General features: G+C 67.9%; 25 protein-coding genes. 12 read left to right on the top strand and 13 right to left on the bottom strand.

Translation table 11 applies throughout. The annotated features are described in order from the left end of the window. Nucleotides 1–135 precede the first annotated feature (135 nt). The 4 genes from Y590_RS10695 to Y590_RS10680 all read right to left on the bottom strand — a co-directional run bounded on the left by Y590_RS10695 (nt 136) and on the right by Y590_RS10680 (nt 4,083). On the bottom strand, nt 136–1,590 hold the full coding sequence (locus Y590_RS10695; RefSeq protein ID WP_060769816.1) for a UdgX family uracil-DNA binding protein: 1,455 nt from the start codon (nt 1,588–1,590) through the stop codon (nt 136–138). Continuing rightward, nucleotides 1,590–2,801 carry a putative DNA modification/repair radical SAM protein gene (locus Y590_RS10690; RefSeq protein WP_060769815.1) on the bottom strand — a complete coding sequence of 404 codons (1,212 nt, stop codon included), beginning with the start codon at nt 2,799–2,801 and terminating at the stop codon, nt 1,590–1,592. The genes Y590_RS10695 and Y590_RS10690 overlap by 1 nt, the downstream gene beginning before the upstream one ends. Before the next feature lie 117 nt (nt 2,802–2,918). Next, nucleotides 2,919–3,350: an OsmC family protein gene (locus Y590_RS10685; RefSeq protein ID WP_060769814.1), complete on the bottom strand. Its 432-nt coding sequence runs from the start codon at nt 3,348–3,350 to the stop codon at nt 2,919–2,921. A gap of 85 nt (nt 3,351–3,435) precedes the next feature. Further along, nucleotides 3,436–4,083 (bottom strand): RecX family transcriptional regulator, encoded by a 648-nt coding sequence (locus Y590_RS10680; protein WP_286161889.1) that lies wholly within the window; start codon nt 4,081–4,083, stop codon nt 3,436–3,438. A gap of 95 nt (nt 4,084–4,178) precedes the next feature. On the opposite strand from Y590_RS10680, the gene Y590_RS10675 reads away from it, so the two are divergent. Beyond that, the gene (locus Y590_RS10675; protein ID WP_060772251.1) at nt 4,179–5,588 is read left to right on the top strand and encodes a TAXI family TRAP transporter solute-binding subunit; all 1,410 of its coding nucleotides are present in this window, start codon (nt 4,179–4,181) and stop codon (nt 5,586–5,588) included. A gap of 49 nt (nt 5,589–5,637) precedes the next feature. Here Y590_RS10675 and gorA read toward each other — a convergent pair whose 3' ends face one another. From gorA to Y590_RS10650, 5 genes are all read right to left on the bottom strand, one after another. After that, the gene (gorA, locus tag Y590_RS10670; protein ID WP_060769813.1) at nt 5,638–7,038 is read right to left on the bottom strand and encodes a glutathione-disulfide reductase; all 1,401 of its coding nucleotides are present in this window, start codon (nt 7,036–7,038) and stop codon (nt 5,638–5,640) included. After that, the gene (locus tag Y590_RS10665) at nt 7,035–8,204 is read right to left on the bottom strand and encodes an O-antigen ligase family protein (protein WP_060772250.1); all 1,170 of its coding nucleotides are present in this window, start codon (nt 8,202–8,204) and stop codon (nt 7,035–7,037) included. Before Y590_RS10665 ends, gorA begins: the two co-directional genes overlap by 4 nt. A gap of 68 nt (nt 8,205–8,272) precedes the next feature. Continuing rightward, nucleotides 8,273–8,869 carry a DUF2059 domain-containing protein gene (locus Y590_RS10660; RefSeq protein ID WP_060769812.1) on the bottom strand — a complete coding sequence of 199 codons (597 nt, stop codon included), beginning with the start codon at nt 8,867–8,869 and terminating at the stop codon, nt 8,273–8,275. A 41-nt stretch (nt 8,870–8,910) separates the two neighbouring features. Then, complete coding sequence (gene rpiA, locus Y590_RS10655; RefSeq protein ID WP_060769811.1) at nt 8,911–9,621, bottom strand: ribose-5-phosphate isomerase RpiA; 711 nt, start codon at nt 9,619–9,621, stop codon at nt 8,911–8,913. A gap of 170 nt (nt 9,622–9,791) precedes the next feature. Then, nucleotides 9,792–10,301, bottom strand: coding sequence for a hypothetical protein (locus Y590_RS10650; protein ID WP_060769810.1), 510 nt, complete (start codon nt 10,299–10,301; stop codon nt 9,792–9,794). A 183-nt stretch (nt 10,302–10,484) separates the two neighbouring features. On the opposite strand from Y590_RS10650, the gene gph reads away from it, so the two are divergent. The 3 genes from gph (at nt 10,485) to Y590_RS25680 (ending at nt 13,034) form a co-directional block, all read left to right on the top strand. Beyond that, the gene (gene gph / locus Y590_RS10645) at nt 10,485–11,186 is read left to right on the top strand and encodes a phosphoglycolate phosphatase (RefSeq protein WP_060772249.1); all 702 of its coding nucleotides are present in this window, start codon (nt 10,485–10,487) and stop codon (nt 11,184–11,186) included. Between the two features lie 100 nt (nt 11,187–11,286). Then, a complete protein-coding gene (locus Y590_RS10640) occupies nt 11,287–11,952 on the top strand; it encodes a hypothetical protein (protein WP_060769809.1) in 666 nt (221 codons plus the stop codon). A gap of 86 nt (nt 11,953–12,038) precedes the next feature. Continuing rightward, nucleotides 12,039–13,034, top strand: a complete 996-nt coding sequence (locus tag Y590_RS25680; RefSeq protein ID WP_286161888.1) for a DUF4424 family protein — start codon at nt 12,039–12,041, stop codon at nt 13,032–13,034. Nucleotides 13,035–13,046: 12 nt separating this feature from the next. On the opposite strand, the gene Y590_RS10630 is transcribed toward Y590_RS25680, so the two are convergent. Continuing rightward, nucleotides 13,047–14,288: an argininosuccinate synthase gene (locus Y590_RS10630; protein ID WP_060769808.1), complete on the bottom strand. Its 1,242-nt coding sequence runs from the start codon at nt 14,286–14,288 to the stop codon at nt 13,047–13,049. Nucleotides 14,289–14,462: 174 nt separating this feature from the next. On the opposite strand from Y590_RS10630, the gene Y590_RS10625 reads away from it, so the two are divergent. Continuing rightward, on the top strand, nt 14,463–15,089 hold the full coding sequence (locus Y590_RS10625) for a 2-hydroxychromene-2-carboxylate isomerase (RefSeq protein ID WP_060769807.1): 627 nt from the start codon (nt 14,463–14,465) through the stop codon (nt 15,087–15,089). Between the two features lie 261 nt (nt 15,090–15,350). Then, nucleotides 15,351–15,641, top strand: coding sequence for a hypothetical protein (locus Y590_RS25675; RefSeq protein ID WP_286161887.1), 291 nt, complete (start codon nt 15,351–15,353; stop codon nt 15,639–15,641). Nucleotides 15,642–16,155: 514 nt separating this feature from the next. Here Y590_RS25675 and Y590_RS10620 read toward each other — a convergent pair. Next, entirely contained in the window at nt 16,156–18,105 is a 1,950-nt protein-coding gene (locus tag Y590_RS10620; RefSeq protein WP_060769806.1) for a putative bifunctional diguanylate cyclase/phosphodiesterase, read from the bottom strand. Between the two features lie 229 nt (nt 18,106–18,334). Further along, nucleotides 18,335–19,645, bottom strand: a complete 1,311-nt coding sequence (locus Y590_RS10615) for an MFS transporter (protein ID WP_060769805.1) — start codon at nt 19,643–19,645, stop codon at nt 18,335–18,337. A 275-nt stretch (nt 19,646–19,920) separates the two neighbouring features. Here Y590_RS10615 and rlmH point away from each other — a divergent pair, with 275 nt between their 5' ends. From rlmH to Y590_RS27560, 6 genes are all read left to right on the top strand, one after another. Then, entirely contained in the window at nt 19,921–20,418 is a 498-nt protein-coding gene (gene rlmH, locus Y590_RS10610) for a 23S rRNA (pseudouridine(1915)-N(3))-methyltransferase RlmH (protein ID WP_060769804.1), read from the top strand. Next, entirely contained in the window at nt 20,415–21,845 is a 1,431-nt protein-coding gene (locus tag Y590_RS10605; protein WP_060769803.1) for a murein hydrolase activator EnvC family protein, read from the top strand. The genes rlmH and Y590_RS10605 overlap by 4 nt, the downstream gene beginning before the upstream one ends. Further along, complete coding sequence (locus tag Y590_RS10600; RefSeq protein ID WP_060769802.1) at nt 21,845–23,167, top strand: S41 family peptidase; 1,323 nt, start codon at nt 21,845–21,847, stop codon at nt 23,165–23,167. Before Y590_RS10605 ends, Y590_RS10600 begins: the two co-directional genes overlap by 1 nt. Nucleotides 23,168–23,318: 151 nt before the next feature. Next, nucleotides 23,319–24,524 (top strand): divergent polysaccharide deacetylase family protein, encoded by a 1,206-nt coding sequence (locus Y590_RS10595; protein ID WP_060769801.1) that lies wholly within the window; start codon nt 23,319–23,321, stop codon nt 24,522–24,524. A gap of 7 nt (nt 24,525–24,531) precedes the next feature. Continuing rightward, a complete protein-coding gene (locus Y590_RS27565; RefSeq protein WP_144439967.1) occupies nt 24,532–24,960 on the top strand; it encodes a carbamoyltransferase C-terminal domain-containing protein in 429 nt (142 codons plus the stop codon). Nucleotides 24,961–25,006: 46 nt separating this feature from the next. Continuing rightward, nucleotides 25,007–25,489, top strand: a complete 483-nt coding sequence (locus Y590_RS27560; RefSeq protein ID WP_083530832.1) for an MFS transporter — start codon at nt 25,007–25,009, stop codon at nt 25,487–25,489. Here the strand turns inward: Y590_RS27560 and Y590_RS10590 are convergent. Further along, nucleotides 25,402–26,211 carry an IS5 family transposase gene (locus Y590_RS10590; protein WP_060772089.1) on the bottom strand — a complete coding sequence of 270 codons (810 nt, stop codon included), beginning with the start codon at nt 26,209–26,211 and terminating at the stop codon, nt 25,402–25,404. The two genes, Y590_RS27560 and Y590_RS10590, sit on opposite strands and share 88 nt — an antisense overlap. Nucleotides 26,212–26,283: the final 72 nt, after the last annotated feature.

Here is a 26,283-nt window from a genome sequence, read left to right as displayed (position 1 = left end):
GCTTCCCGGCGCCTCTTAGAAACGTATCTGGCCTGATGGCCTCAGGCCGGCGTCGCTTGGTCTTTGTGTCAACGGGCTTTCTCGCGCCGTACCGGCGCCACTTCGTCGAAAAGCGCTCTGGGACACGCGCTCGCCTCAGGCCGCGAGGGCATTGGCCCGCCGCAGGTCATCGACGAAGGCCTGGTAGGCCGCCGCCTTCGCTGCCTCGTCGGGCAGGCGCAGCAGGTAGGAGGGGTGGACCGTGATGAAGCCCGCGAACGACCGCCCGAACGCGGCGGGGCCGCGGGCGCGGGTGATCGGGATCTGCTTGCCCGTCAGCGACAGCACCGCGGTGGCCCCCAGCGCCACGACGAGTTTGGGGGCAACGAAGTCCAGCTCCTTCTCGAGCCACCAGCGGTAATGGCTCACCTCGCCCGCCGTCGGCTTCTCGTGGATGCGGCGCTTGCCGCGCAGCGTGAACTTGAAGTGCTTGACCGCATTCGTGAGGTAGGCCTCCCCCCGGTCGATCCCCGCCTCTTCCAGCGCGCGGGAGAGAAGCTGCCCCGCCGGTCCGACGAAGGGCCGGCCCTGGCGGTCCTCCTGATCGCCCGGTTGCTCGCCGACGAAGGCGATCCGCGCTCCAACCGGCCCTTGGCCGAGCACGGCCTGGGTGGCGCCGGGCACCAGCGGTTCGGAGCGGGCGATGATCGCGTTGAGGGCTTCCAGCGAGTCCGGCTCGTCCCGGGCCATCTTCGCCACGGCGCGGACGGGGTCACGCTTGACCGGCATCGTCGGCTCCTTCTCGATCATCGCCTGCGCGCGTGCGCTCGCGGCCCGGACGAGAGCGGGAATCGCCGCCGTCTCCGGCATGTTTCGCCAGTATTTGCGGGGCATCTCGGCGCGCATGGCATCGAGGTTGAGCCGGGCCGGATTGAAGGTGTTTTCGTAGTAGTCGCGCCAGCCCGCCTCGAAGCCGTCGCCGTCGGGCACGTCCTCACGGCGGCCGGGCGGACCGAAGCGGAGCGTGCCGTCCCAATGCGCCGACCCTTCCGGCGTCAGGATCGACCATGTCAGCGCGCGGAAGCGATCGACGAAGAAGGGCGCGGCGGCCCCCAGAATGTGGTGGTCGGGCTCGAACCACGCCACGAAGCGCTCAGGCCCCTCCCCCGGCACCCGGCGGAAGCGCAGGAAGGCGTGCATCTTGTGCAGGTCGCGGCCGATCGCCTTGCGCATCCGGTGGAGGCGGTGGACGAGCGGGTCGCTCAGGACATCCATCAACGCCCGCTCACCGTGCAGGACGCGCCAGAGCAGGGCGTAGAGGAGGCCGTAGCGCTCGGGATCGCGGTGGGGCACCACCATCGGGATCAGTTCGGTCACCGCGCGGGGAAGCTGCAACGGCGGGCCGTCCGCGGAGCCGGACTCGGCACCGAACAGGCTCGGCGCCTCGGTCTGCCAGACGATGTTTTTCGGTGGGATCCCGGCCGCGATCAGGCGGCGCGCCGCGGTGCGAAACCCCGACAGATCCGCACCGGGGGCGAGGCTGACGACATGGATGCCGCCGAAATCCCCTGCCCGCTCCGTTGGGGGAAGGTCACGCGACGGCTCGCCCATCAGAACAGACTCAACTGCTCGGCCGGCTCCGCGAGCTTCGCCCGCAGATCGAGCCGGTCGGTCAGCGTCGTCGGGCGAAAATCCTCGGCGATGAGGAAGGGCCGCGCCCGCTTCAGCCCCGAACTCAGCCGGGCGACGTCGTCGAGGCGCAGGCGGCCGTGGCGGCGCGCCTTGATGATGGCATCGACCGCCCGCGCCCCGAGCCCGGGCACCCGCAGCAGCATCTCGCGGTCGGCGCGGTTCACATCGACGGGAAAGCGGTGCCGGTTCTTCAGAGCCCAGGCGAGCTTGGGGTCGATGTCGAGGGCGAGCATACCGTCCTCGGACGCCCCGGCCACGTCGTCGGGGGAGAACTCGTAATAACGGATCAGCCAGTCGGCCTGATACAGCCGGTGCTCGCGCCGCAGCGGCGGCGCCTGCAGCGGCAGGGCCGCGGAGGCATCGGGGATCGGGCTGAAGGCGGAGTAGTAGACGCGCTTGAGGCCGTAGGTGCCGTAGAGCAGCGCGGATTTGCGGATCATCGCCTCGTCGGTGGTGGCATCGGCCCCGACGATCACCTGCGTCGATTGCCCGGCCGGCGAGAAGCGGCGGCGCTCCTCCTTGGCCTGGACGATGCGCTCGCCGATCTGGCCCATCGCGCTCTCGATCGCCGCGCCGTCCTTCTCCGGCGCGAGGCGGTTGAGGCTCGCTTCCGTCGGCAGTTCGAGATTGATCGAGAGCCGGTCGGCGTAGAGCCCCGCCTCCTCGATCAGCCAGGGGCTCGCCTCGGGGATCGACTTCAGGTGGATGTAGCCGCGAAAGCCGTGCTCGCGCCGAAGCTTCTTGGCGACGCGGGTCAGCATCTCCATCGTGTAGTCGGGCGAGCGGATGATGCCCGACGAGAGAAACAGACCCTCGATGTAGTTGCGCTTGTAGAACTCGATCGTCAGCGTCACCACCTCCTCGACCGAGAAGCGGGCACGGGCGACATTCGAGGAGCGCCGGTTCACGCAATAGGCGCAGTCGAACAGGCAGTAATTCGTCAGCAGGATCTTCAGCAGCGAGACGCAACGCCCGTCCGGGGTGTAGGCGTGGCAGATCCCCGCCCCGGTGGTCGAGCCGAGTTCCCCCGCGCCGGCCCTGCGCTTCGGCGCCCCCGACGAAGAGCAGGAGGCATCGTATTTGGCGGCATCCGCGAGGATGCGCAGCTTGCGCGCGAGCTTCTCGTCCATCGAACGGAAGATGAACGCGTACGCGCCCGGATCAATGCGGCGCGTTGGCCCGCGCACCGGAAAAGCGCCCTCCCGCCGCGCAGCGCGACGGGAGGGCCGGCAACACTCAGCTCAGGCTCAGCTCGGGCTCAGCGTCTTGTCGAGGGTGATCTCGGCGTTGAGCAGCTTCGAGATCGGGCAGCCCTTCTCGGCATTGCCGGCGAGTTCGTCGAACTTCGCCCCATCGATCCCGGGGATCACCGCCTTGAGGGTGAGGGCCGACTTCGTGACCTTGAAGCCGTCGCCGTCCTGCACGAGCGTGACGACCGCCTTGGTATCGAGGGAGGTTGCCGTGAGGCCGGCCGATTGGAGCTGGAAGGCGAGCGCCATGGTGAAGCAGCTCGCATGCGCCGCAGCGATCAACTCTTCCGGGTTGGTGCCGGGCTCGTTCTCGAAGCGTGTGTTGAAACCGTAGGGATTGTCCGAGAGCACGCCGGATTGCGTCGTGATCTTGCCCTTGCCGGTCTTGCCGTCGCCTTCCCAGTGGGCGCTCGCGTGGCGGTCGGTCATGCTGTCGTCCTCGTCGTCTTCAAGCGGAAGCGATCCGCGTCGCCTTCGACGTGGAGCGGTGGGCGGGCATGTCGAGGGGCATCCCTTACTCTTGGTCGACGGATGTCTCGTCCGCGTTCTCGTGCTCCTGCGCCTCGCCGGCGAGCACGGCCTTGGCGAGCGCGTAGGAGAAACCGGCCCGCGCCATGGCGGCGAGATCGCGCTCGCGGTTGGCCTCGCGGGTTTCCGGCCGGCGATAGGGGCCGAGGCGGCGGCGGCGGGCATAGGCGAGGGCCGCCCGCTCCTCGGTGTCGGCCTCGCCCTCTTGCGTCTCGGCCGTCTCGTCCTCCTCGGCGAGGGTCGCCGCGATCGTCTCCCGGTCGATCCCCTTGGCGGCGAGCCGCGCCTGCGCCTGCCGGGTCGAAGTGCCGCGCCGCCTCAAGCCCCGCAGGCGGGCGGCGGCAAAGCGCGCATCGTCCACGAGCCCGGCCTTCTGCGCGCGGGCGACCGTCTCCTCGATCAGCCCGGCATGCGCGCTCGCATCCTCGTCTCGGGAGCGGCAGCGGCGCTCGATGCGCCGGGCGAGCACCCGGCGCAGCATCTCGGACGAGGCGCCGTAGCGGTCGAGATAATGCGTCGTCACCCGTTCCAGCCACGCAGGCGTGACCGGCGGCTCGGCCCTTGCTTCGGGTCGCCCATCATGTCGCCCATCTGTTGAGCCATCACGTCGGTTTGAAACGGTTCGCGCAATCATTCGTTCTTCACGATCCGGACAGGTTTTCGATTCATGAATCTCGGATGGATCGCACGCGATTTCGAGGGCTCCGCCGCCGCATGGTGGCCACGCTCATGAGGCGCGAATGGCTCTACGTGCTGCTGGCCCTCGGGTTCGCGGCCGTGGCCGGCCTCGTCGTCACCCTATCACGTCCCACGCTGCTCACGGTGGCGGTCGGCCCGCGCGACGGGGTCGAAGCGGGGCTGATCGAGACCTATGCGCGGGCGCTGACCCGCAATCACGAGGACGTGCGCCTGAAGGTCGCGCCCTTCGACGACGTGCGCGACAGCGCCGCCGCCCTGGAGAAGGGCCGCGCCGACCTCGCCGTGGTGCGGCCCGATGTGAAGCTGCCGGATAACGGCCTGACTCTGGCCATCCTTCACGACGAGGCGCTGATCATCGCCGCCCCCGAAGCCGGCGAGATCGAGAGTTTTTCGGATCTCTCGACCCGGCGCCTCGGCGTCGTCACGCGCCATGAGGCCGACTTGCCGGTTCTGACGAGCCTGCTCGACTTCTACGACTTCAAGGCGGCCCCGGAAGCCGAGGCGCTCGGCAGCGAACCCCTCGCGGTGGGACGCATCGGCCTCGTACCGCTCAAGGCCTCCGAGATCACCGCGGCGCTGGAGGGCAAGCGCGTCGATGCGGTGGCGATCATCGCCGCTCCCACCGCCAAACCGGCGCAGGCGATGCTGCGGGCGGTCGAGGCGGCGTCGCCAGAGCGCAAGGTCACCCTCGTCAGCGTGCCGGACGGCAAGGCGATCGTGCAGCGCATGCCGACGCTCCAGGCCGTCACCCTCTCGGCGGGTACCTTCGGCGGGCGGCCGAAGCGCCCGGAAGAGGATGTCGAGACGGTGGGCGTCTCCTACCGGCTGATGGCCCGCGGCGCGGTGAGCCGCGTCGCCGTCGCCTCCGTGGTGCAGCACCTGTTCGAGTGGCGCTCGCGGCTCGCGGCCTCCGCCCCGATCGCCCACCAGATGAAGCCGCCGGACTACGACACCACCGTCACCGCCACGAGTGCGCAGCTTCCCAACCATCCCGGCGCGGTGGACTATTTCGAGCGCGAGCAGCAGACCTTCCTCGATCGCTACGAGGACTGGATCTATCTGTTCGCCTTCTTCGGCGGCACGCTCGGCTCGGGCGTCGCGTGGCTCGGCCAGCGGCTCGCCCGCAAGCGGCGCGAGCGGATCGACATCGTCCTCGACCGCCTGCTCGACATCCTGGCCGAGGCCCGCGAGGCGCAATCGGCGGCCGCGCTCGACGCGCTCACCCGCGAGACCGACGCGCTGATCGCCGACGTGGTGCGTCAAGCCCGCGAGCGCAGCATCGATACGCGGATGATCAGCGCGCTGATCCTCGCCATCGACGCGGTGAACGGCGCCCTCGACGATGGCCGCCGCGCCTTCGAACCCAGCGCCGATCCGAGCAACGGCAGCCGATCGCGCACCGCGCGGTTGTTATCGCTGAGCCTGCCGGCCGCAGAATAGGCGCGCCGCGTCCCGAAAGGCCGCTGCCGGCTCCCGGAACGAGCCGGCTCTAGCCCACGCCGACGGGATGCTTCACCACGAACGGCGTCCGCATCGTCACCAGCTCCTCGCCGAGCGTCGGGTGCACGGCGATGGTGCGGTCGAAATCGGCCTTGGTCGCGCCCATGGTGACGGCGATGCCGATGGCCTGGATGATCTCGCCGGCATCCGTCCCGAGCACGTGGACGCCGACCACCCGGTCGCTGGCACGGTCCACCAGAACCTTCATGATCACCCGCTCGTCGCGGCCCGAGAGCGTCGCCTTCATCGGGCGGAAGCTCGCCTTGTAGACGTCGATGTCCCCGTAGCAGCGCCGGGCCACGTCCTCGTTGTGGCCGATCACGCCGATCTCCGGCGTCGAGAATACGGCGGTGGCGATCAGGCGATGATCGACGCACCAGGGCTTGGCGCCGAACACCGTGTCGGCGAAGGCGTGGCCCTCGCGGATCGCGACCGGAGTCAGCGCCGCGCGGCCGTTCACGTCGCCGACGGCGTAGATCGACGGAACCTTGGTGCGCGAATCCGCCTCGACGGGGATCGCACCGCGTTCGTCGAGGTCGATCCCGACCCGTTCCAGCCCGAGCCCGGCGACGTTCGGGCGCCGGCCGGTGGCCACCAGCACGCAATCGACGGTGAGGCTCTCGCCCCCGTTCAGGATGGCGCGGATCGCCGAGCCGTCGCGCTCCAGGCGTTCGACGGTCTGCTCCAGGCGCAGATCCATCCGCTTGGCATAGGCCTCGCCGAGCGCGTCGGCGATCTCGGGATCGAAGCCGCGCAGCAGGCTCTTTCCGCGATGGAGCAGCGTCGTCTTCGAGCCGAGGCTGGCGAAGACGCCGGCGAACTCCACGGCGATGTAGCCGCCGCCGACCACGAGGATGCGCTCGGGCTGGTGCTCCAGCTCGAACACGCCGTTCGAATCGATGGCGAGTTCCGCACCGGGGATCAGCGGCTCGCGCACCGGCGTCGCGCCGGTCGCGATCAGGATGAAGCGGGCCCGGACCGTGCGATCCGCGCCGACGAGGCGCACGGTGTGTGGATCCTCGATCACCGCGCGGTCGGCCACGACCTCGACGCCGGCGCCCGCAAGGTTGCGGCCGTAGATGCCCTCCAGCCGCGCGACCTCCGCGTCGCGGGCGCGCTTCAGCACGGCCCAGTCGAAGCGCGGCGTCTCGATGTGCCAGCCGAAACCGGCAGCGTCCTCGAACTCGTCGGTGAAGCGGCCGGCATAGACCATCAGCTTCTTCGGGACGCAGCCGCGGATCACGCAGGTGCCGCCGACGCGGTACTCCTCGGCCAGCATCACCCGCGCGCCGTGGCCGGCGGCGATGCGGGCCGCCCGCACCCCGCCCGAACCGCCGCCGATCACGAACAGGTCGACGTCGAAGGACTCACTCATCTCGGTCTTGCTCATGCGCGCGCGTCTTCAATCTCATGTGCGGGCTCGTATGGGGGCTTGGCGCAAGCCGCCGCCCGCAGCCATGTGATGGCGGCCCCGAGGCCCGCCGTCCACCATCCCTGCCACGCGCCGTGCTCGACGAACATCACCGCCACCGCCGCGCCCAGCACGCCGAGCGCCGTGGCGAACAGGAGCCGCGGCAGGGCCGCCGCCGCCCGCAGGGCCAGGAAGGCGACCAGCGCCGCCAGCACCGCCCCGACGAGGCCGAGTTCGGCCCAAATCTGGAGGAAGCTGTTATGCGGGTGGCCGACGGCCAGCATCGCCCGCATCTCCGGTTCGAGCGCCGCCGCCGCCGGCACCTCGGCGAAGCGCAGGCCCATGCCGTAGCCGGAGCCGATCCACGGGGCCTGGGCCAAAGCGGCGCCGAAGCTCTGGGCGATGGCGACCCGCGCCCGCGACGAACTCTGCGTCAGCCGCTCGTGCGCCGCCTCCGGCATCAGCCGGTGGAGGATGTCGCCTTCGACCGGCGCAAGGGCAAAGGCGAGCCCGAGGGTCAGCGCCGCGAGTGCAAGGGCCATGGATCGGGGAGCCAAGCGCCCGACCCCGAACATCGCGGCACCCGCGAGCAGCCCGAGGATGGCCGCGCCGCTGATCGAGCGCAGGATCGCCAGCGCCGCCACCGCGAGCAGGATCACGGCGGCAAGGCGATGGCCGCGCAGGGCGAGGAAGGCGGCGATGGGCCCGGCGAGAAGCAGCACCGTCAGCAGCGGGCGGTTGAACATGAACAGGGCCACGCGCTGCCCGAGCCAAGCCTGCGGCGCCAGCCCGAGGGCGAGGCTTCCCGCGATGTAAAGGCAGGCGGCAGCGAGCATTCCGGCGCCGAGGGGCAGCGCCCAGGGTGGCAGCCGGGCCGGCGCGAGCCGGGCCAGGATCGCCGCGGCGGCGAGCGTCGGCAGGAATTCGGACAGCACACGGCCCCAGAGCGCGGGAAACGGGCTCCAGGCCAGCGAGACGAGGCACCAGCCGAGGAAGGCCAGCGCGGCGAGACCGAGCGGGGAGCGCAGCGGCCCCATCAGGAGCGAGACAGCGCGCCCGCCATGCTCGGCGACGGCGCCCGCGAGAAACAGCAGGGCCGCGATGCCGAGGACGAGCGGGCTCGACCGATTGGCGAGCGCCATCATCGGCGCCACCAGCGCCAGGGCGACGGCGCCGGCGGCGTAGAGCCGCTGCGCCGCGCCAGGGCCGGCGATCACTGGAGCTGGTGGCCGCGCTTGCCCATTTCGGCGCGGGTGCGGACCATGATGTATTCCGAGACTTCTTGCGTCCAATCCTGCATGGCGCCGACCATGTCATCGAGGATCTGCGGCTGGGTCTCGACGTAGCGCTTGCCCGCGGGCGAGCGGAAGAAAGTGACGATGTCCTTCAGCTCGGCCTCGTTCAGGCGCTTGGCATAGATCCGCGCGGCGATGGTGATCAGCCGCTGCTTCTGCAGCTCCATCTCGGGATCGAGACCCTTGAGCACGTCGTCCAGATCCTTGGCGAGATCGGGCCGCGTCACCGCGTTCTTGCGGATCTGCTCGGCCATGGTCGGGATGATCGAGTCGAAGGAGCGGGCGATGCCGGAACTCAGCATGACCTCGCGGGCGAGGGCGAGGTGGGCGGCACTGAGGTCCGGCTCCGGCGCGGCGGCCGGCGGCGGGGCCGCGCCGGGCTTCACCGTCGGCTTCGGGGAGGCGGCGGGGGGCTTGGCGGCCGGCTGCTGCGCCTGCGCTGCCGGAGCGAGGACGGCCTGCGACAGCAGGGCCGCGAGGAAGGGGCCGCCCAGGGCAGCGAGACGGAGAACCATGCGGGAGAAGCTCCGAAAAAGGAAAAGGCGGCGACCGGGCGTCAGAGGCGGCCGAGAACGCTGACGACGGCCGCGTCGCCTTCGGCCGCGGCGAGGATGGCCGCGTCGGCGATGCCAAGGAACAGGCCGTGCTCGACCACGCCGGGCACCGCCCAGAGCCCGGCGGACAAAGCCTCCGGATCGGGAATGCGGCCGAGCCGAAGATCGAGGATGGCGTGGCCGCCATCGGTGAGGAGGGGAGCACCGGACGCGTCGTGGCGGCGCACGATCTCGCCCGCGCAGCCGGCCCGTGCCACCGCCGCCTCGACGGCGCGGGTGGTGGCACCGATGCCGAACAGGTTCACCTCCACCGGCAGCGGAAAGGCACCCAGGGTCTCGACGTGCTTTCCGGCGTCGGCGATCACCACCATGCGGCGGCTTGCGACCGCGACGATCTTCTCACGCAGCAGAGCGGCACCGCCGCCCTTGATGAGGCGCAAGCTTCCATCGACCTCGTCGGCCCCGTCGATGGTGAGATCGAGTTCGGGCAGGTCTTCGAGCGTCGCGAGCGGGATGCCCTCGCGCTCGCAAGCGATGCGGGTCGCCTCCGAGGTCGGCACCCCGGTGACGGTGAGGCCCGCGCGCACGCGTTCGCCCAGCAGCTTGATGAAAGCGGCGGCCGTGCTGCCCGTGCCGATGCCGAGGCGCATCCCGTCCTCGACCAGGGGGATCGCGCGCTCGGCCGCCGCCCGCTTCAGATCCGGCGCGCTCACGAAACGTCCTCGGGAAGCGAATTCATCGGGGGCACTCGGACCATCGAAGCTGGGGCGGCGAATCTGGGACGATTGGGGAGGCAGGCCCTAGCACGCCTCCCCGCCGCCGCAAAAGACGGACGCGGAGAAGCACGGATGCTTCCCGAGGGCGTCCGGCGCTGCGTCGGCGGTCAGGGCCGCGTTCCCTGCGGCGGCGTGGCGCTCGGGCCGGCGCGGCCGGGGGCCGGACCGGTCGCGGCGGCGCCCGCCCCGCTCGCGGTGCCGGCGGGCGGCGGGCCGGCCTGCTCGGTGCAGACGACGAGTTCCTGACGGATCTGCACGTAGCAGGCGCTGGTTTCGCCCGTGCGGTAATTGACCCGGTAGATCCCCGACTCGCGGGCGTGGCGCGAGGCGATCAGGCCGTACTCGCCCGGCGTCTGCGGGCCGGCGCCCTCTCCGGCGGCAAAGCACAAGGTGACGCCGACGCTGTCGTCGCGCAGGCCGTACTGGCAGGAGGTGACCTCGCCGTTGGCGCGGTCGATCCGGTAGATCCGGTTCAGATCGACCGCGGGCGCAGCCACGAACTCGTAGGGCCCGGCAGCCTCGGCTGCCAACGGCAATCCGGCCAGCGCCGCGACGAGCAGGCCGGCGGTCAACCGGGGAAGAGAAAGACGCGAAGGGACACGCATGGGGCGGGACATCGTCTTGTTGCGAAAGAGCGAAACGGCGAATCATCGGCGGCGCGATCAAGCACCCGCTCCGTGGCGGAGCTTGGGCAGAGAGGCAACACTGCGTGTCCGCGCTAACCGGGTATCAACCGCTAGGGTTGATCGTAGGAGAGACGACCGCTAGCCAGCTTGACAATGAAACGCACCGGGATGCCGATGAACCCGCACAGCTCCCCGATCGTCGTGTTCGATCTCGACGGGACCCTCGCCGAGACCGCGGGCGACCTCATCGGCACCCTCAACGTCATCCTCGCCCGGAACGGCCACGCGCCGCTTCCCCTCGAACAGGCCCGCGACCTGCTCGGCGCGGGCGCGCGCGCGCTGATCCAGCGCGGCTTCACGGTCGCGGGCGCGAGCCTGACGCCGGAACGGCTGGAGACGCTGTTCCAGGACTTCCTCTCCTATTACGGTGCGCATCTCACCGACCATTCGCACCTCTTCCCCGGCGTGGTCGAGGCGCTGGACCGGCTGGAAGCGGCGGGCTTCCGCCTCGCGATTTGCACCAACAAGGTCGAGGCGCACGCCGTGGCGCTGCTCGATGCGCTGGGCATCGGCCACCGCTTCCGGACGATCGTCGGCAAGGAGACCTTCGCGTTCTCGAAGCCGGACCCGCGCCACATCACCGCGACCATCGAGCGCGCCGGGGGCGATCTCCACCGCGCCGTAATGGTGGGTGATTCGAAGGCCGACGTGGCCGCGGCCAAGGCGGCCGGCATCCCGGTCGTCGGCGTGACCTTCGGCTACACCCCCGTGCCGATGCGCGAGCTGGCGCCCGACTGGGTCATCGAGCATTTCGACGCCTTGCCCGACGCGGTCGGCGCCCTCCTCGCCCGCGAGACCGTGAAACCGGCCGCCTGACGAGACATCGCACGGCTTGCACCCGCGCGGGCGCTGGGCCACTGAGCGTTGCGACGGGGCTTTCAACCGCCCCGAGGGGCGCGAGAGGCAGACCGGCGACATGAGCGAGACGGACACCTTCGACCTGACGCTGGAGCGCATCGCGCTGATCCGGCGGATGGTCGTGGCTTGGAACGGAGCCGAGGCCGGCGCGCCGATGATCCATCCGGATGCGCCCTACGGCAGCACCGACCGCGACGGCGACATCTTCAACGTCACCGGGGACGACGAGGGCGCGGACGAGGAGCACCGGGCGATGGGCGATGCGCTCGCCGTGTTCCTGCAGAACGCGACGCTGAAGCCCGGCCGCTACCAGTACCACAACCCGCTCGCCAAGCTCGCGCCGGGGGATGTCTTCGACGTGTTCCGCGACGAGGCCACCGGCGAGACGCCCGAGCACATCACCTTCGAAGTCACCGACGAGCACCTTCGGCTGCTGCGGGCGTTCAGCCTTGAATGGGACGAGGAATACGACGTGCCGAGCGTCGATCCGAAGCGGCCCTACGGCCACATGACGTGGTACACGGTGGAGATGGCAGTCCATCTCGGCGAGCCGCCCGAGAAGGACGCGGACGGACGCGCCATCCTGACCGACGAACAGGAGGCCCGCCTGGAGCGCCTGCACCGCGAGATGCAGCCGGCGATGCAGATCTTCCTTCGCTACGGCGATCTCGGGCCGGGACCGTTCCGGCAGCCCGAGGGCACGATCGCCTGGGAGCCGGCCTGAGCGCATCCGCTCCCCCTTTGCGAATCGCTGCGCCGGCCGCCTATCAGCGGTCGGGCCGTGCAGCGGTTCCGAAGGGGAGAGGCCGGATGAAGCGGGGATGGATCGCGGGAACGGTGCCGGGCGCGCTCATCCTGGCCCTGGCATCGTCGTTCTCACCCGCCCGGGCGAACGACAGCGCGGCCACCCTCGACGCGGGCGGCCTCGTTCTGGTGCGCGATGCCGAGATCGAGCTGGCGAGCGAGGACCTTCGCATCGCCATCGACCGCATTGGCGTCGATTACGTCTTCCGCAACCGCTCGAAGGCGCCGCGCACCCTGCGCCTCGCCTTCCCGCTCCCGCCCATCGACGGGGCCGAACTCTCGTTCAGCGCCCTCTCGCTGCCGGTTCGGGGGAGCGCCAACTTCGTCGGCTTCACGGTCAAGGCGGACGGCCAAACGATCGAGCCGGCCCTGGAGGAGCGCGCCTTCCACGGTACGCAGGAGGTCACCGAGCGTCTCACCCGCCACGGGCTGCCGCTCAATCCTCTGCGGCGCGAGGACTTGGAGACGGCGCTCAAGCGGCTCTCACCGGCCGACCTCCAGGCCCTGCACAAGGCCGACCTGTTGTCCGATGCGACGTTCGACGCCGGGGCGCAGTGGCGCAGCGAGGCCAAGTTCCACTGGGAGCAGGTCTTTCCGGCCGACGCAGAGCTGCGCCTCTCCCATAGCTACGTGCCCGTGACCGGCAATCAGTTCCTCTCGCCCAAGGACGCCGCGGCGCGCGACTTCCGTGCGCGCTACTGCCTCGACGAGGCCGGTTTGGCCGGCATCCGGCGCCTCGCCGCGGCAAAGCCCGAGGGCTACACCCGCGCCTTCGAGGTGCCCTACATCGTGACCACGGCCCGCAACTGGGCCGGGCGCATCGGCCGCTTCACCCTGACGGTGGACAAGGGCCGCGCGGACGCCCTGGTCAGCTTCTGCCGGCAGGGCGTGCGCAAGACGGGTCCGACCACTTTCGTCTGGGAAGCCCGCGACTACGTCCCGGATTCCGACCTGCGCGTGCTCCTCGTCTCGAACGATCCCGCCTTCCTGGGGGATCGCTGAGACGCGGGGCGTTCAGCCCTCGCGCTTCTTGCGCTGCGCCAGGGTGCGCAGGCGCAGGGCGTTGAGCTTGATGAAGCCGGCCGCGTCGCGGTGATCGTAGGCGACGGCGCCCTCCTCGAAGGTGACGAGATCCTGATCGTAGAGCGAGTGCGGGCTGGTCCGGCCGATGACGTGGACGCCGCCCTTGTAGAGCTTGAGCCGCACCTCGCCGGTCACCTTCTCCTGGCTCTTGTCGATCAGCGCCTGCAGCATCTCGCGCTCGGGCGAGAACCAGAAGCCGTTGTAGATCAGCTCCGCGTATTGCGGCATCAGCTGATCCTTGAGATGGGCCGCGCCGCGATCCAGCGTGATCGACTCGATGGCGCGGTGGGCCGGCAGCAGGATCGTGCCACCGGGCGTCTCGTACATGCCGCGGCTCTTCATGCCGACGAAGCGGTTCTCGACGAGATCGAGCCGGCCGATGCCGTTGGCTCGGCCAAGCTCGTTCAGCTTGGCCAGCAGCGTGGCGGGCGAGAGCGCCTCGCCGTCGATGGAGACGGCGTCCCCCCGCTCGAAGCCGATGGTGACGATCGTGGGCGTGTCCGGCGCCTCTTCCGGCGAGAGGGTGCGCGAATAGACATAATCCGGCACCTCAACCGCCGGGTCCTCCAGGACCTTGCCCTCGGAGGAGGCGTGCAGGAGGTTGGCATCGACCGAGAACGGGCTCTCGCCGCGCTTGTCCTTGGCGATCGGGATCTGGTGCTGCTCGGCGAACGCGATGAGCTGCTCGCGCGAGCGCAGGTCCCACTCGCGCCACGGCGCGATCACCGTCACGTCGGGCTTGAGCGCGTAGTAGCCGAGTTCGAACCGGACCTGGTCGTTCCCCTTGCCGGTGGCGCCGTGGCACACCGCGTCGGCGCCGACGCGTTCGGCGATCTCGATCTGCTTCTTGGCGATCAGCGGCCGGGCGATCGACGTGCCGAGGAGATAGATCCCCTCGTAGACCGCGTTGGCGCGGAACATCGGGAAGACGTAGTCGCGGACGAATTCCTCGCGCAGGTCTTCGATGAAGATGTTTTCCGGCTTGATGCCGAGAAGCTCCGCCTTGCGGCGCGCCGGCTCCAGCTCCTCGCCCTGGCCGAGATCGGCGGTGAACGTCACGACCTCGCAGCCATAGGTGGTCTGAAGCCACTTGAGGATGATCGAGGTGTCGAGTCCGCCGGAATAGGCGAGAACGACCTTCTTGACGGATTTGTTCGGAGGGGCGTCGGACATGGTGTTGGGCTCGGGCAACAGGGTGAAGGCGGATTAACAGCGGAGGCGCGCGGCGCGCAACCGGCGGGGCGGGATGCAAGTTGCCTCGTTTCCGATCCAGCCGGCCCCGGCGCGTCATCGCAGACGTGGTAGGGTCACCGGCAGGACGGACCAGATGACCCGGAGAATCGACGAATGCCGCGGCGAGCGACCCTGGAATTCTGGTACGAGTTCGCCTCGACCTACTCCTACCTCTCGGCCATGCGCATCGAAGCGCTGGCCAAGGCCGCCGACGTCGAGCTGCGCTGGCGACCATTCCTGCTCGGGCCGATCTTCGCGACGCAGGGGTGGACCAATTCGCCCTTCAACCTCTACCCGGCCAAGGGCCGCAACATGTGGCGCGACCTCGACCGCGAGGCCGCCCGGCTCGGGCTCCCGCCGGTCACGCGCCCGAACCCTTTTCCGCAGAATTCGCTCAGCGCAGTGCGCGTGGCGACCTACGGCGCCGACCAGGACTGGCTGGTGCCGTTCTCGAAGTCGGTGTTCGAGACGAGCTTTGCCAAGGGCGGCTCCATCGCCGAGCCGGCGGCGGTGGGGCGCATCCTCGATGCGCTCGGGCTCGACGGCACCCAGATCCTCAAGGCGGCGGCCTCCGAGGGCAACAAGGGCCGCCTGAAGGTGGCCGGCGAGGAGGCCCGCTCCCGCGGCATCTACGGCGCGCCGAGCTTCCTCACCGGGGACGGCGAGCTGTTCTGGGGCAACGACCGCCTGGAGCAGGCGCTCGCCTGGGCCGCCGGAGACCGGCCGGACGGGCTTCGGTGAATTTCTTCGGACGTCGCTTTGCTTGGCGATATATTATTGCAGAGACCGAGGACACTCAAACTTGGTAGCGACGCCCAAGGAAGTAGATCCGCACGGAACCAGCAATGCTGAGGACGTTCTTAGGATTCTTCATCGAACTCAGAAAAGGAAACAAGCCTGTCTTCAATTTCTTCCGGAAAAATTGCCCCCCACCGCGGCATAGAGTTAGAGTTGATGCTATGCGGAAGGAAGCCTTTTGCCCTATTTTCTGCCGAGCCAGGCATGTCAGCAGAAGATGTTGGCGACGCATGCTTCAGCCAGCATGTAGAGGCAGGAAATATCTTGCTATTTAGATACATCGATGAATTGACAGGAACAGAGACCAGGAGATATTGCCTTCCAACAGAAGAGTGGCGAGTCAAGCTTAGTATATTGATTCAAAGCTTGAATTCATCTGGCTCAATACATTCAATATTTTCTTTTGATGATTTACACAGAATCGAAGGGCACTTACTGTCATATGACAAGATTGATATCGAGCATTTTATAAATATAAGAAATATGAATATCTGAGTTATTTAAGTTATCGCATTGGGCTTTACATGCAATGGCATCAGGTGCTTGCACCCTATGCCATTGCATGTCATCAAATCACCCCAACGTGGTCCTGATAGATTACAACAAAGTATTGATAAGAATTTGATGCGGCAAGGCAGCACCAGTGTTTTGTAAATTTTCTGTATTTATACTGCATTCGACACGGTCTATATTTGCTGCATAAAACTCTAAAAGACAGCGATATTCACTTTTATCTAATTTACGGTCGTCCGGACTGGGTCGATAGTTACAGTGGGTGAATTCCCTCTACAGACATGCGAGGGTCAGGCGGAGGCTGCTGAAAGCAATTTTTTGATCTAGTCAAATATTATCATGTGGAACACATTGATTATCACGAGAATTGCAGCAAAATTTTAGGCGCCGACCCTTTTGGTCAACATTAGATTGGCCTCAGAAGCGCATAGAGCGAAATGATCAATTTATTCACAGATAAAGTGATGAAACCAACACCCCCAGTTGGAGAGGCTTCTCAAACCGAAATTTTCTCGGCTGGGGCCGTCATCCTGAGGTCGTCCAGCAGTTCCGTCATCGGCTGCGGCATGCCGATCAGGTAGCCTTGAACGTAGCGGCAGCCGTGACGGCGCACCGCACTCAGTTGCTCCGCGGTCTCGATCCCCTCGGCGATGCCGTCCAGGCCGAGATTCTGGCAGAGATCGAGGATGGTGATCACGACGCTGCGCCCCAGGTCGGATTCGACATCGGCCATGAAGCCGCGGTCGATCTTGATCCGATCCAGCGGCAGGCGGTGGACGTAGTTCAGGCTCGAATACCCCGTTCCGAAATCGTCCAGCGCGATCTTGATGCCGAGTGCGCGCAGGAGCGTGATCGCGTTCTGCGCCCCCTCGAAGTCGCGCATCAGCGCGGTTTCCGTCAGCTCCAGCGTGATTCGCCGGGGATCGAGCCCGCTCTGCCGGACCGCGGCGAGGATCGCGATGACCGTCTCGGGAGAGGCAAGGTCGTGCGAGGAGAGGTTGAACGACAGGCCGATCTCGGGCGGGAGCCGGGCGGCGTCGGCGAGCGCCTTGCTCAGGAGAAGCAGCGTCACCGAGTGGATCATGCCGCAGCGCTCCGCCACGGCAATGAAGCGGTCGGGCGGCACACGCCCGAGCTTCGGGCTCGTCCAGCGCGCCAGCGCCTCGACCGTGGTGATGCGATCCGTCACCGTGTCGAGGATCGGCTGGTAGTGCATCTCCATCTCGGCGGCGAGATCCGCGCTCTGGAGGGCGGTCTCCACCGCGCGCTCGGCCCGGATCGCGTCCTCATGCTCCTGCGAAAACAGCGTCGTGGTCCCGCGCTTTCGCTCCTTGGAGTGGTAGAGCGCATAGTCGGCCCGGTCGAACAGCGCATCCGCGGCCCGTCCGGCGCTGGGATACAGCGCCAAGCCGCCCGAGCATCCCGGCACGACCTGGGTCTCGCCGAGCGAAATCGGCGCGTGCAGCGCCGCACCGATGCGACTGCAAAGCTCGACCGCGTCGGCCGTACAGTCGGCCGCGTGGATCAGCACGCCGAACTCGTCGCCGCCGAGGCGCGCGACCGTCACGCCGTCCGCGGCGAAGGCGCCGAGACGACGCCCGGTTTCCTCCAGCACCCGGTCTCCGGCGGTGTGGCCGAACGTGTCGTTGATCGGCTTGAACCGGTCGAGGTCGAAGATCGCCAGGGCGAAGGCGGCGTTTCCGTCGGCCGAGGCGGCGATCAGCGCATCGAGGCGCTGGAAGAAATAGCGTCGATTGGGCAACCCGGTCAGGCTGTCGGTATGCGCCAAGCGCTCGTTCTCCTCGCCGAGCCGCTGCTCTTCGGCCTTGGACTCGACCAGTTGGAGGAAGGCCAGGAAATTGTTGATGAGGATGCGCACCATCACCACGGTGACGAAGGCCGTGTTGAGCGCGATCGCGATGAAGACGCTGTTGCCGCTCGTGAAGCAGTGAATCAGGAAGCTGCCCATGACGATGACGGTCACGAGGAGCGCCGCGGCCGGCAGGTGCGTCAGGCAGAAGATGCAGGCGATGACGGTGATCGCGATGAAGATCGCGACGTGGCCCTGCTCGAACGACCCGCCAAAGGCGTTGAGCTTCATCGCCCAGCCGACGAAGAGGGCCGAGAACAGGACGGTGAGGAGGCTGGTGCCGCGCAGCCGTTTGACGGCCTCGTCTCCGGACAGCACCAGCGGCCGGATATGCCACCAGTGCACGGCCCGTACCGCACACAGGACGATCATCGCGCCAGGGAGCCCGACGGTCAGCCAAGCTGGCGCAAAAGGGTAATGGGTGAAAGCGAGGGCGCAGGCGTTGACGGAGAGAAGCGCATAGAGTGACGGGATCTGCTTCCGCAACTCCGCGAGTTGGCGAATGCAGGCTTGCGGGTCCGTATAGCTCGGTACGATACCGCTCAGAAGCTCTCGGCGGCCGTGAAAGAATTTCATTCTCGTCTTACCGGACACCGGGCCATTGACAGGTCGTCGTGCGCCCTATGCCAGAGATGCACTAGGTCTCATTTTTCCTAATAATTCATTGCATCGAAATACTCAGTCTTCGAGCCCGACGAGATCGGCGAGAGAGTGCTCTCGCCGATCATCCGGGATGTCCGGACTCGATTTGGTCCTCTCCGGTCCGTGAGAGCCTGCCCGTCGACGATGTCCGCGCCGCCGGAATTCACCTCCGCGTGGCCGTGTCGACATGGATGTCCCGGCCCCGCGTCTCCGGCAGCAGCAGTGCGGCGACCGTTCCGACGAGGCTGAAGGCGGCGAGGTAGTAGGCCGGCGCCATCCGGTCGCCGGTCGCGGCGATCAGCCAGTTCACGACGTAGTTCGTGCTGCCGCCGAAGATCGAGACGGAGAGCGCGTAGACGATCGACAGCCCGGCACTGCGCACCGCCCGCGGCAGGGCTTCGGGGATGGCGACGATGATCGCCGCCGCGTTGATCGAGGACAGGGCCGAGAGCAGGAAGGTCACGGCGTAGACGCTGAACGCGCTCGGCACGTGCAGCATCCACAGGAAGGCCGGCACGGCGAGCACGAGGATCAGCGCGCGCGGCCAGATCATCACCGGCTTGCGCCCGAACCGGTCGGCGAGCCATCCGCCGAGGAGCGGAAAGATCACGGAGGCCAGCCCCAGGGCGATCGGCACGGCGTTGGCCGCCATCTCCGAGAGCCCGAGCGTCGCCCCCGCATAGACCGGCATGTTGGTGCCCACCGCGTTCGAGACGGTCGAGGCGGCGATGACGAGGAAGGTCAGCCCGAGCATCCGGCCGTGCTGGCGCAACAGGCGGCCGAGCACCGCACCCGTCGAATCGGCGGCGGCGGGATCGTGCCCTTCGCCCGCCGTCTCCGGCAGATGGCTGCGGATCACGAGGCCGACCGGCACGACGAGAAGTCCGAGGCCGAACATCAGCCGCCAGCCCCAATCGGCCATGGCCGCATCGCCGAGCACCAGGGTCAGCACGGTGGCGAACAGGCCGGCGAACAGGGCGGCGCAGCCCTGGCTCGCGATCTGCCAACTCGCGACGAAGCCGCGGTGCCGCGCCGGGGCCGCCTCGATCAGGAAGGCGGTGGAGGGTCCGACCTCGCCGCCGAGCGCCAGCCCCTGGATCAGCCGCCCGGCAATCACGATCACCTGTGCCCAGACGCCGAGGACCGCCGTGCCGGGACAGGCCGCCAGCATCAGCATGCCCACCGCCATCAGCGCGATGGTGATGAGCATCGCGGGCTTGCGCCCGGCCCGGTCGGCGAAGGCACCGATCAGCACGCCGCCCACGGGGCGCATCACGTAGCCGATCCCGAACAGGGCGAGCGACGCGAGCAGGCTGTCGGTCGGGCTGTCCGAGGGGAAGAAGGTCGCGCCGATCGACTTGGCGAAGAAGGCGTAGATCGTGAAATCGTAGAATTCGAGGGCGTTGCCGAGCACGACCGCTCCCACGGCCTTGCGGTCGAGGCGCGTCGGCGCGGCGCTTGCGGGCGAGTGCATCGTGATCCTGTCGTGAGGTCCCGGGTGATCGAGGCGCGGCGGGAGGCCGGCTCCGGGTCGAAGGCGTCCGTGAGGGCGGCAGGTAGGTCGCCGCCGCCGTGCCGCCACCCCGGCGGAGTCGCATCCCGGCACTCATGGCCCCACCCTCTCGGCGCTCGGGCCGTCCGTGGCTGCCTGGCTGGCGACGTTTTCCCGCGCGATCGGCTCCCCGTTCCTGGCGTGATCGTGCTATCGCGCCCCAACACCTCGCTCGCTCCCGGGATCGTTCAACCCCCTTGCGCCTGCTCGTCGTCGCCATCGGACGCCTGAAGAACGGGCCGGAGCGGGATCTCGCCGCCCGCTACCGCGAGCGCGCGGTCGCGCTCGGCAAGGGCCTGGGCGTCGCCGCCTGCGACCTCGCCGAGATTCCCGAATCGCGCGCGCGCCGGGGCGCCGACCGCATCGCCGAGGAGGCGGCGGCGATCCTGGCTCTCGTGCCGGCCGACGCGGCGGTGATCGCCTGCGACGAGCGCGGCCGCTCCGACTGGCCGAGCGAGCGCATCGCGGACAAGATCGGGGCGTGGCGCGATGCGGGGCGCAGCACGCTCGTCCTCGTCATCGGCGGTGCGGATGGCCTTCACGAGACGGTGCGCGGACGCGCCGACCATATTCTCGCCTTCGGGGCGGCGACACTGCCGCACGGCTTGGTGCGCGTGCTCGCCCTCGAGCAGGTCTACCGGGCGCTGACCATCCTGGCCGGACACCCCTATCACCGGGGCGATCCCGAGGCATGAGATCCAAGGTGACGGCTCACTCCCGGTCGGCGACGATCCTGGCGGCCAAGATCCTGGCGGCCAAGATCCTGACGGCCAAGTCCGCGCTGGTGCTGACGGCCCTCGCCTGCCTCGCGGGCGGCCTCGCCCTGCCCGTGCGCGCGCAGACGACGCCCGACCCGGAGGCGATGCGGCGCACGCAGGAGGAGCGGGACCGCCGCGCCCAGAGCCTCAAGCAGATCGAGGACGCGCTGGCGGCCAGCAGCGGCAACCGGGCGGCGTTGGAGTCCGAGATCGCCGCGATCGGCTCCGACCGGACCAAGCTCAGCACCGCCCTGCTCGATGCCGGACGCCAAGCCCAGGCGACCGAGGACCGGATGAATCGGCTGGAGGAGCGCATGCGCGCGCTGACCGACAGCGACGCGGCGATCCGCAAGTCGCTGGAGGCGCGCCGCGCAGTCATCGCCGAGATCCTGGCCGCGCTCCAGCGCATGGGCCGGCGCCCCCCGCCCGCCGTTCTGGTGCGCCCCGAGGATGTGCTGGCGGCGATCCGAACCTCGATGATGCTCGGCGCGGTGGTGCCGGAGTTGCGCGGCGAGGCCGATACGCTGGCCGGCGACCTCACCGAACTGGTACGCGTGCGTGGCCTCATCGCCGCCGACCGCGAGGCGCTCAAGAAAGATCTCGCGGGCTGGGCCGCCGAGCGCCAGCGCCTCGACGCGCTGATCGCCGCCCGCCGCAGCCGGCAGGCGGAGGTCGAGTCCAGCCTCACCGCCGAGCGCCGCAAGAGCGCCGAACTCGGCACGCAGGCCAAATCGCTCAAGGAACTCGTGGACCGGATGGAGGGCGAGCTGTCGAGCGCCCGCCGCGCCGCCGACGAGGTCCGCGCCGCCGCCGAACGCGAGCAGCGGGCGATCCAGGATAAGTTCGCGGCCGCCGGCGCCCGCGATCCGGCGCGGCTCGCGCCCAAGGTGAAGTTCGCCGAGGCCCGCGGCGATCTGCCCAGGCCGGTGAGCGGCCCCCTGCTGCGCGGCTTCAACCAGCCCGACGGCCAGGGCGGCACCACCCGCGGCATCTCGCTGCGGGCGCGGCCGAAGGCGGTGGTCTCCTCGCCCGCGGACGGATGGGTTTCCTTCGCCGGACCCTTTCGCTCCTACGGGCGTCTCTTGATCATCAATGCGGGCGACGGCTACTATCTGTTGCTCGCGGGGATGGATCAGATCAACGTCGAGGTCGGCCAGTTCGTACTGGCGGGCGAACCGGTGGCCGTGATGGGCGAGGGCAACGGCACCCCGGCAAGCACGCCGTCGAACGTGACGCAGGCTGCGTCACAGAAGGACGATGATCGGATTGATCCCGTCCTGTACGTCGAATTCAGGAAAGACGGCGGCTCTATCGATCCGGAGCCGTGGTGGGCGAGAAGTTCCAGCGAGAAGGTTCGCGGATAATGCGCAAAGTGTCCCTCGTGTTACTCGGCGCGGCCCTCGGCATTGGCGCCTCGGCCCTGTCGACCCAGACCCAGCTCCTGTCCGGTACGAGCGCCATCGCGGCCTCGGCGGAAACCTACCGGCAACTGAGCCTGTTCGGCGACGTGTTCGAGAAGGTGCGGACCGACTACGTCGAGAAGCCCGAGGAATCGAAGCTGATCGAGTCGGCCGTCAACGGCATGCTGACATCGCTCGATCCGCATTCGAGCTACATGGACGCGAAAGCCTTCCGCGACATGCAGACGACGACGAAGGGCGAGTTCGGTGGCCTCGGCATCGAGGTCACCATGGAGGACGGCCTGATCAAGGTCGTCTCGCCGATCGACGACACGCCCGCCTCCAAGGCCGGCCTGCTCGCCAACGACATCATCACCCAGATCGACGAGGATCAGGTCCAGGGCCTGACCCTGAACCAGGCCGTCGACAAGATGCGCGGCCCCGTGAACTCCACGGTGAAGCTGAAGATCTCCCGCAAGGAGGCCAAGGAGCCGCTCGACGTCTCGCTGACGCGCGACGTGATCAAGATCCGCCCGGTGCGCTCGAAGGTCGAGAGCGGCGATGTCGGCTATGTCCGCCTGACCCAGTTCAACGAGCAGACCTACGACGGCCTCAAGACGGCGATCGACAAGCTCCAGAGCGAGATCGGCGGCGACAAGCTGAAGGGCTACGTGCTCGACCTGCGCAACAACCCCGGCGGCCTGCTCGATCAGGCGGTGATGGTCTCCGACGCCTTCCTCGACCGCGGCGAGATCGTCTCGACCCGCGGCCGCAACCCGGACGAGACGCAGCGCTTCTCCGCCAAGGCCGGCGACCTCGCCAAGGGCAAGCCGATCGTGGTGCTGGTGAACGGCGGCGCGGCCTCGGCTTCCGAGATCGTGGCCGGCGCCCTGCAGGATCACAAGCGCGCGACCATCATGGGCACGCGCTCCTTCGGCAAGGGCTCGGTGCAGTCGATCATCCCGCTCGGCGGCCAGGGCGCTCTGCGCCTCACCACCGCGCGCTACTACACGCCGTCCGGCCGCTCGATCCAGGCGAAGGGCATCGAGCCGGATCAGGAGGTGCTGCAGGAGGTGCCCGACGATCTGAAGGGCAAGGACGAGACCAAGGGCGAGGCCGGCTTGAAGGGCCACCTCAAGCAGAAGGATACCGAGGAGCGCGGTGGTTCCTCGGCCTACATCCCGCCGGATCCGGCCAAGGACAAGCAGCTCATCGCCGCGGTCGATTTCCTGCACGGCATCCAGAAGGGTGCGGCCAACGTGACGAAGCCGGCCACGCAGAACTGATTGTGCCGGGCCGCCGCGGGCATCCGCTGCGGTGTTAGGGAAAGATTAACCATGGCGGCCCGCAATACCGGTTCAGACCGGGATTGCGGGCCGTTTCTCGTTCAAGGCCGCGCCCGGTCGTCCGAGCATGGGCCAACAGGCAGGACGGCGGGTGAGCGACGCGGCCGACGACATCCTGACGAAACCTCTCGGAGTCGCGGACAAGGCGGCGCGTCCGCGCTTTTCCCTGCGCCCGTCCGCAGGTGCGGCGGCGGGCGTCGGCGCGCTGGTCGTGGCCCTGCTCGCCGGCGGCATCGCCCTCACCGGCGATCCCCGCGGCGGCGAACCTCGGGCGCAGGCGTTCATCGAGATCCGCGAGGCCTCCGCCTCCGTCCCCCGCATCGCAGACGCCGCACCGCCTCCTTCGAAAGGACCGGCCCAGTCCGCCAGCGAGGTCGAGCAGGCGTCCGGCGTCAGCGTGTTCCGCCCCGACGGATCGACGGCCCCCGATGCGCCGGTCATCATCCGCGTCCCGAACGCCGCCCAGGTGAAGCTCGCGCCGGCCCCCGATGCACGCCTGACCGAGCGCGGGCGCCACGGCCCCCTGCCCCGGATCGGCGAAGGGCGGCTGCGGCCACTCGACGTCTATGCCCGCCCGGACGAGCACGGCACCGGGCCGCGCATCGCCGTCCTCGTCTCCGGTCTCGGCATCGGCGAAAACGCCACCCTCGGCGCCATCGCCCGGCTTCCCGCTGCGGTGAGCCTTGCGCTCTCGCCCTATGGCACCGACCTCGAAAAGACGGCAACCCGCGCCCGCGAGGCCGGCCACGAGATCCTGCTCCAACTGCCGATGGAGCCGTTCGACTATCCCGACAGCGATCCCGGTCCGCAGACGCTCCTGGCCTCGGCCCGCCCCAGCGAGAACCTCGACCGGGCCGCCTGGGCGATGAGCCGGTTTCCGGGCTTCGTCGGGGCCGTGAACTTCATGGGCGCCAAGCTGATGAGCGAGGCCGGGGCCCTGGAACCGGTGCTGAAGGACCTGTCCGCCCGCGGGCTCGGCTTCGTCGATGACGGCGCGGCGCCCGGCACCCAGGTCGCGACCGTCGCGGCGAAGACCAAGCTGCCGACCGCGCGGGCCGAGATCGTGATCGACGCCGTCGCACGGCCCGATGCCATCGACGCGGAACTCGCCCGCCTGGAGACCCTCGCCCGGCAGAAGGGTCTCGTGCTGGCCTCTTCCAGCGCCTCGCCGCTGACGATCGAGCGCCTGTCGCGCTGGTCGCGCGATCTGGAGGCACGCGGCATCCGTCTCGTGCCGGTGAGCGCGATCCTGCGCCGCCCCGGCGGCGTCTCCAAGCTGTCGAGCGCGACGCCTTAGCACTACTTTGGCAAAAGGGTATTCTGACCTAAATGTACGCGACAAGCAGGAAAATAGTCCAAGCATTCTGCAATCTCAGGCGCTTCAGACCAGAGCACTCCGACGCCGCTTAAATCTACACGAAATTCCATCATGGCTGTTCAGGCAAGAATGCCAAAGTAGTGCGAGAACGGCCAAGTCCCCATATGTTATTTTTTCAAAGGTACGCAATAAAAAATTCGCGGCAGCCCCGCATGTCGATGGCTCCTCAAGAATACAAACCATTAATTACAAGCAGAATACTCTTATTTATGAAATAATAAAGCCATACAAGCAAGCTACATGGCATGGTATTATTTACAAATATTATTTGGAAAACCACGGCCGCGGATTCACAATCGCACGCCAGATATTGCTGAATATGCATTACCTCAGTCGCTGGATCGATTTGATATAGAATTAATACTGTTACTCGGCGATTCTGGTCGCATAGTTGGATCGAAATGAAAAGATCTGAGCGCCTTGTAGACGTGAACGGGTATTATCTACTACTACTGCTGCGCTTAGTCAGCGCAGTTGTCCTTTGGCTCGATTTCACGAGTATCTTCTCAAACATCACATTCTATTGGCATTCAAGCCCTTTTCAGATCGGCATAGCGTCTACCGTATACGGCTTACCTGGCCTCGTCCTCGGTCCAGCGATTGGTCGGCTCGCGGATCGCTGGGGACCATACAGGATCCTGACGCTCAGCTATGGTCTGCGAGGACTAACGTCAGCCCTTCTCTTCGCAGCACCATCGATCGAACTGTTCATCATTGGCGTTTTCCTTAAGGGGATCGGAAACCTTGGTGCGATGCCAGCTGAGCAGCTGCTGATCAAGGGTATGCTTAGAGCCTGTTATGCACTTGTCATAAGCTTTTCAGCTTGTCGGAGCATGAGGCAGACGAAGGCGACCATGTGCAGGCCAGCCAACGTGCTGGCGTAGCGCTCGTAATCTTTGACCAGCCGCCGACAGCGGGTGGCCCAGGCAAACGAGCGCTCCACCACCCATCGGCGCGGCAGCAGGACAAAGCCGCGCTTGGCCTCAGGCGCCTTCACCACTTCCAAGTCGATGCCGTGCGCGCTCGCGGCGGCGGCGGGCTTAGGCCCGGAATAGCCCTGGTCGACAAAGGCCAACTCGACGCTGTCGCCCGTCTCCGCCTGCACCTCGGCGGCCAGCCGGCCGACCTCGGCCCGGTCGTCGACATCGGCGGGCGTCACGTGCAGCGCCACGACATGGCCCGGCGTGTCAACGGCCAGATGCAGCTTCGCACCCCGCTTGCGCTTGGCCCCGTCATAGCCGGCCCGCTCGCCGCTCTCGGGCGAGGAGCGCAGCGTCCGGCTATCGAGGATCACCGCCGAGGGCTCCGGCTCCCGCTCCGCCGCCATCCGCAGCACCGCCCGCAGGTCGCCGGCCACGTCCGCGAAACTGTCGGCCGACAGCCAACGCTGCGTCTGCTGATACACGGCCGCCCAAGGCGGCAGATCGTGCGGCATGAACCGCCAGGGCGCCCCCGTCTTCACGATGTAGCGCAGCCCGTTAAACACCTCGCGCAACTCGTGGTCGCGCTGAGCTGAGTCCTCCCGCAGCAGCGCGAGGTAGGGCGCTACCAGTGCCCATTCTTCATCAGACACGTCGGACGGATAGGAGCGGCGATCAGAAGGCATGATCCACAACGCCAATCCTGCCTATCAGTTCATAACACGCTCTAGCCAAGAGCAAATCATTAGTAACGCTGG

Source organism: Methylobacterium sp. AMS5, assembly GCF_001542815.1.
Classification (GTDB): Bacteria; Pseudomonadota; Alphaproteobacteria; order Rhizobiales; family Beijerinckiaceae; genus Methylobacterium.
The sequence above is the reverse complement of the archived record's forward strand: the minus strand, read 5'-3'. Positions and strand labels throughout refer to the sequence as shown.

Excerpts from the sequence above, each read along its gene's own strand:
- Y590_RS10600 (WP_060769802.1), top strand. The coding sequence starts at position 21,845 with ATGCGCAAAGTGTCCCTCGTGTTACTCGGCGCGGCCCTCGGCATTGGC.
- Y590_RS10630 (WP_060769808.1), bottom strand. The coding sequence starts at position 14,288 with ATGTCCGACGCCCCTCCGAACAAATCCGTCAAGAAGGTCGTTCTCGCC.
- Y590_RS10675 (WP_060772251.1), top strand. The coding sequence starts at position 4,179 with ATGAGGCGCGAATGGCTCTACGTGCTGCTGGCCCTCGGGTTCGCGGCC.
- gorA (WP_060769813.1), bottom strand. The coding sequence starts at position 7,038 with ATGAGCAAGACCGAGATGAGTGAGTCCTTCGACGTCGACCTGTTCGTG.
- Y590_RS10590 (WP_060772089.1), bottom strand. The coding sequence starts at position 26,211 with ATGCCTTCTGATCGCCGCTCCTATCCGTCCGACGTGTCTGATGAAGAA.
- Y590_RS10680 (WP_286161889.1), bottom strand. The coding sequence starts at position 4,083 with ATGATTGCGCGAACCGTTTCAAACCGACGTGATGGCTCAACAGATGGG.
- Y590_RS27560 (WP_083530832.1), top strand. The coding sequence starts at position 25,007 with ATGAAAAGATCTGAGCGCCTTGTAGACGTGAACGGGTATTATCTACTA.
- Y590_RS10695 (WP_060769816.1), bottom strand. The coding sequence starts at position 1,590 with ATGGGCGAGCCGTCGCGTGACCTTCCCCCAACGGAGCGGGCAGGGGAT.
- Y590_RS10690 (WP_060769815.1), bottom strand. The coding sequence starts at position 2,801 with ATGGACGAGAAGCTCGCGCGCAAGCTGCGCATCCTCGCGGATGCCGCC.
- Y590_RS25680 (WP_286161888.1), top strand. The coding sequence starts at position 12,039 with ATGAAGCGGGGATGGATCGCGGGAACGGTGCCGGGCGCGCTCATCCTG.
- gph (WP_060772249.1), top strand. The coding sequence starts at position 10,485 with ATGAACCCGCACAGCTCCCCGATCGTCGTGTTCGATCTCGACGGGACC.
- Y590_RS10660 (WP_060769812.1), bottom strand. The coding sequence starts at position 8,869 with ATGGTTCTCCGTCTCGCTGCCCTGGGCGGCCCCTTCCTCGCGGCCCTG.
- Y590_RS10685 (WP_060769814.1), bottom strand. The coding sequence starts at position 3,350 with ATGACCGACCGCCACGCGAGCGCCCACTGGGAAGGCGACGGCAAGACC.
- Y590_RS10625 (WP_060769807.1), top strand. The coding sequence starts at position 14,463 with ATGCCGCGGCGAGCGACCCTGGAATTCTGGTACGAGTTCGCCTCGACC.
- Y590_RS10615 (WP_060769805.1), bottom strand. The coding sequence starts at position 19,645 with ATGCACTCGCCCGCAAGCGCCGCGCCGACGCGCCTCGACCGCAAGGCC.
- Y590_RS10665 (WP_060772250.1), bottom strand. The coding sequence starts at position 8,204 with ATGATGGCGCTCGCCAATCGGTCGAGCCCGCTCGTCCTCGGCATCGCG.
- Y590_RS10650 (WP_060769810.1), bottom strand. The coding sequence starts at position 10,301 with ATGTCCCGCCCCATGCGTGTCCCTTCGCGTCTTTCTCTTCCCCGGTTG.
- Y590_RS10605 (WP_060769803.1), top strand. The coding sequence starts at position 20,415 with ATGAGATCCAAGGTGACGGCTCACTCCCGGTCGGCGACGATCCTGGCG.
- Y590_RS10620 (WP_060769806.1), bottom strand. The coding sequence starts at position 18,105 with ATGAAATTCTTTCACGGCCGCCGAGAGCTTCTGAGCGGTATCGTACCG.
- Y590_RS25675 (WP_286161887.1), top strand. The coding sequence starts at position 15,351 with ATGTCAGCAGAAGATGTTGGCGACGCATGCTTCAGCCAGCATGTAGAG.
- Y590_RS10640 (WP_060769809.1), top strand. The coding sequence starts at position 11,287 with ATGAGCGAGACGGACACCTTCGACCTGACGCTGGAGCGCATCGCGCTG.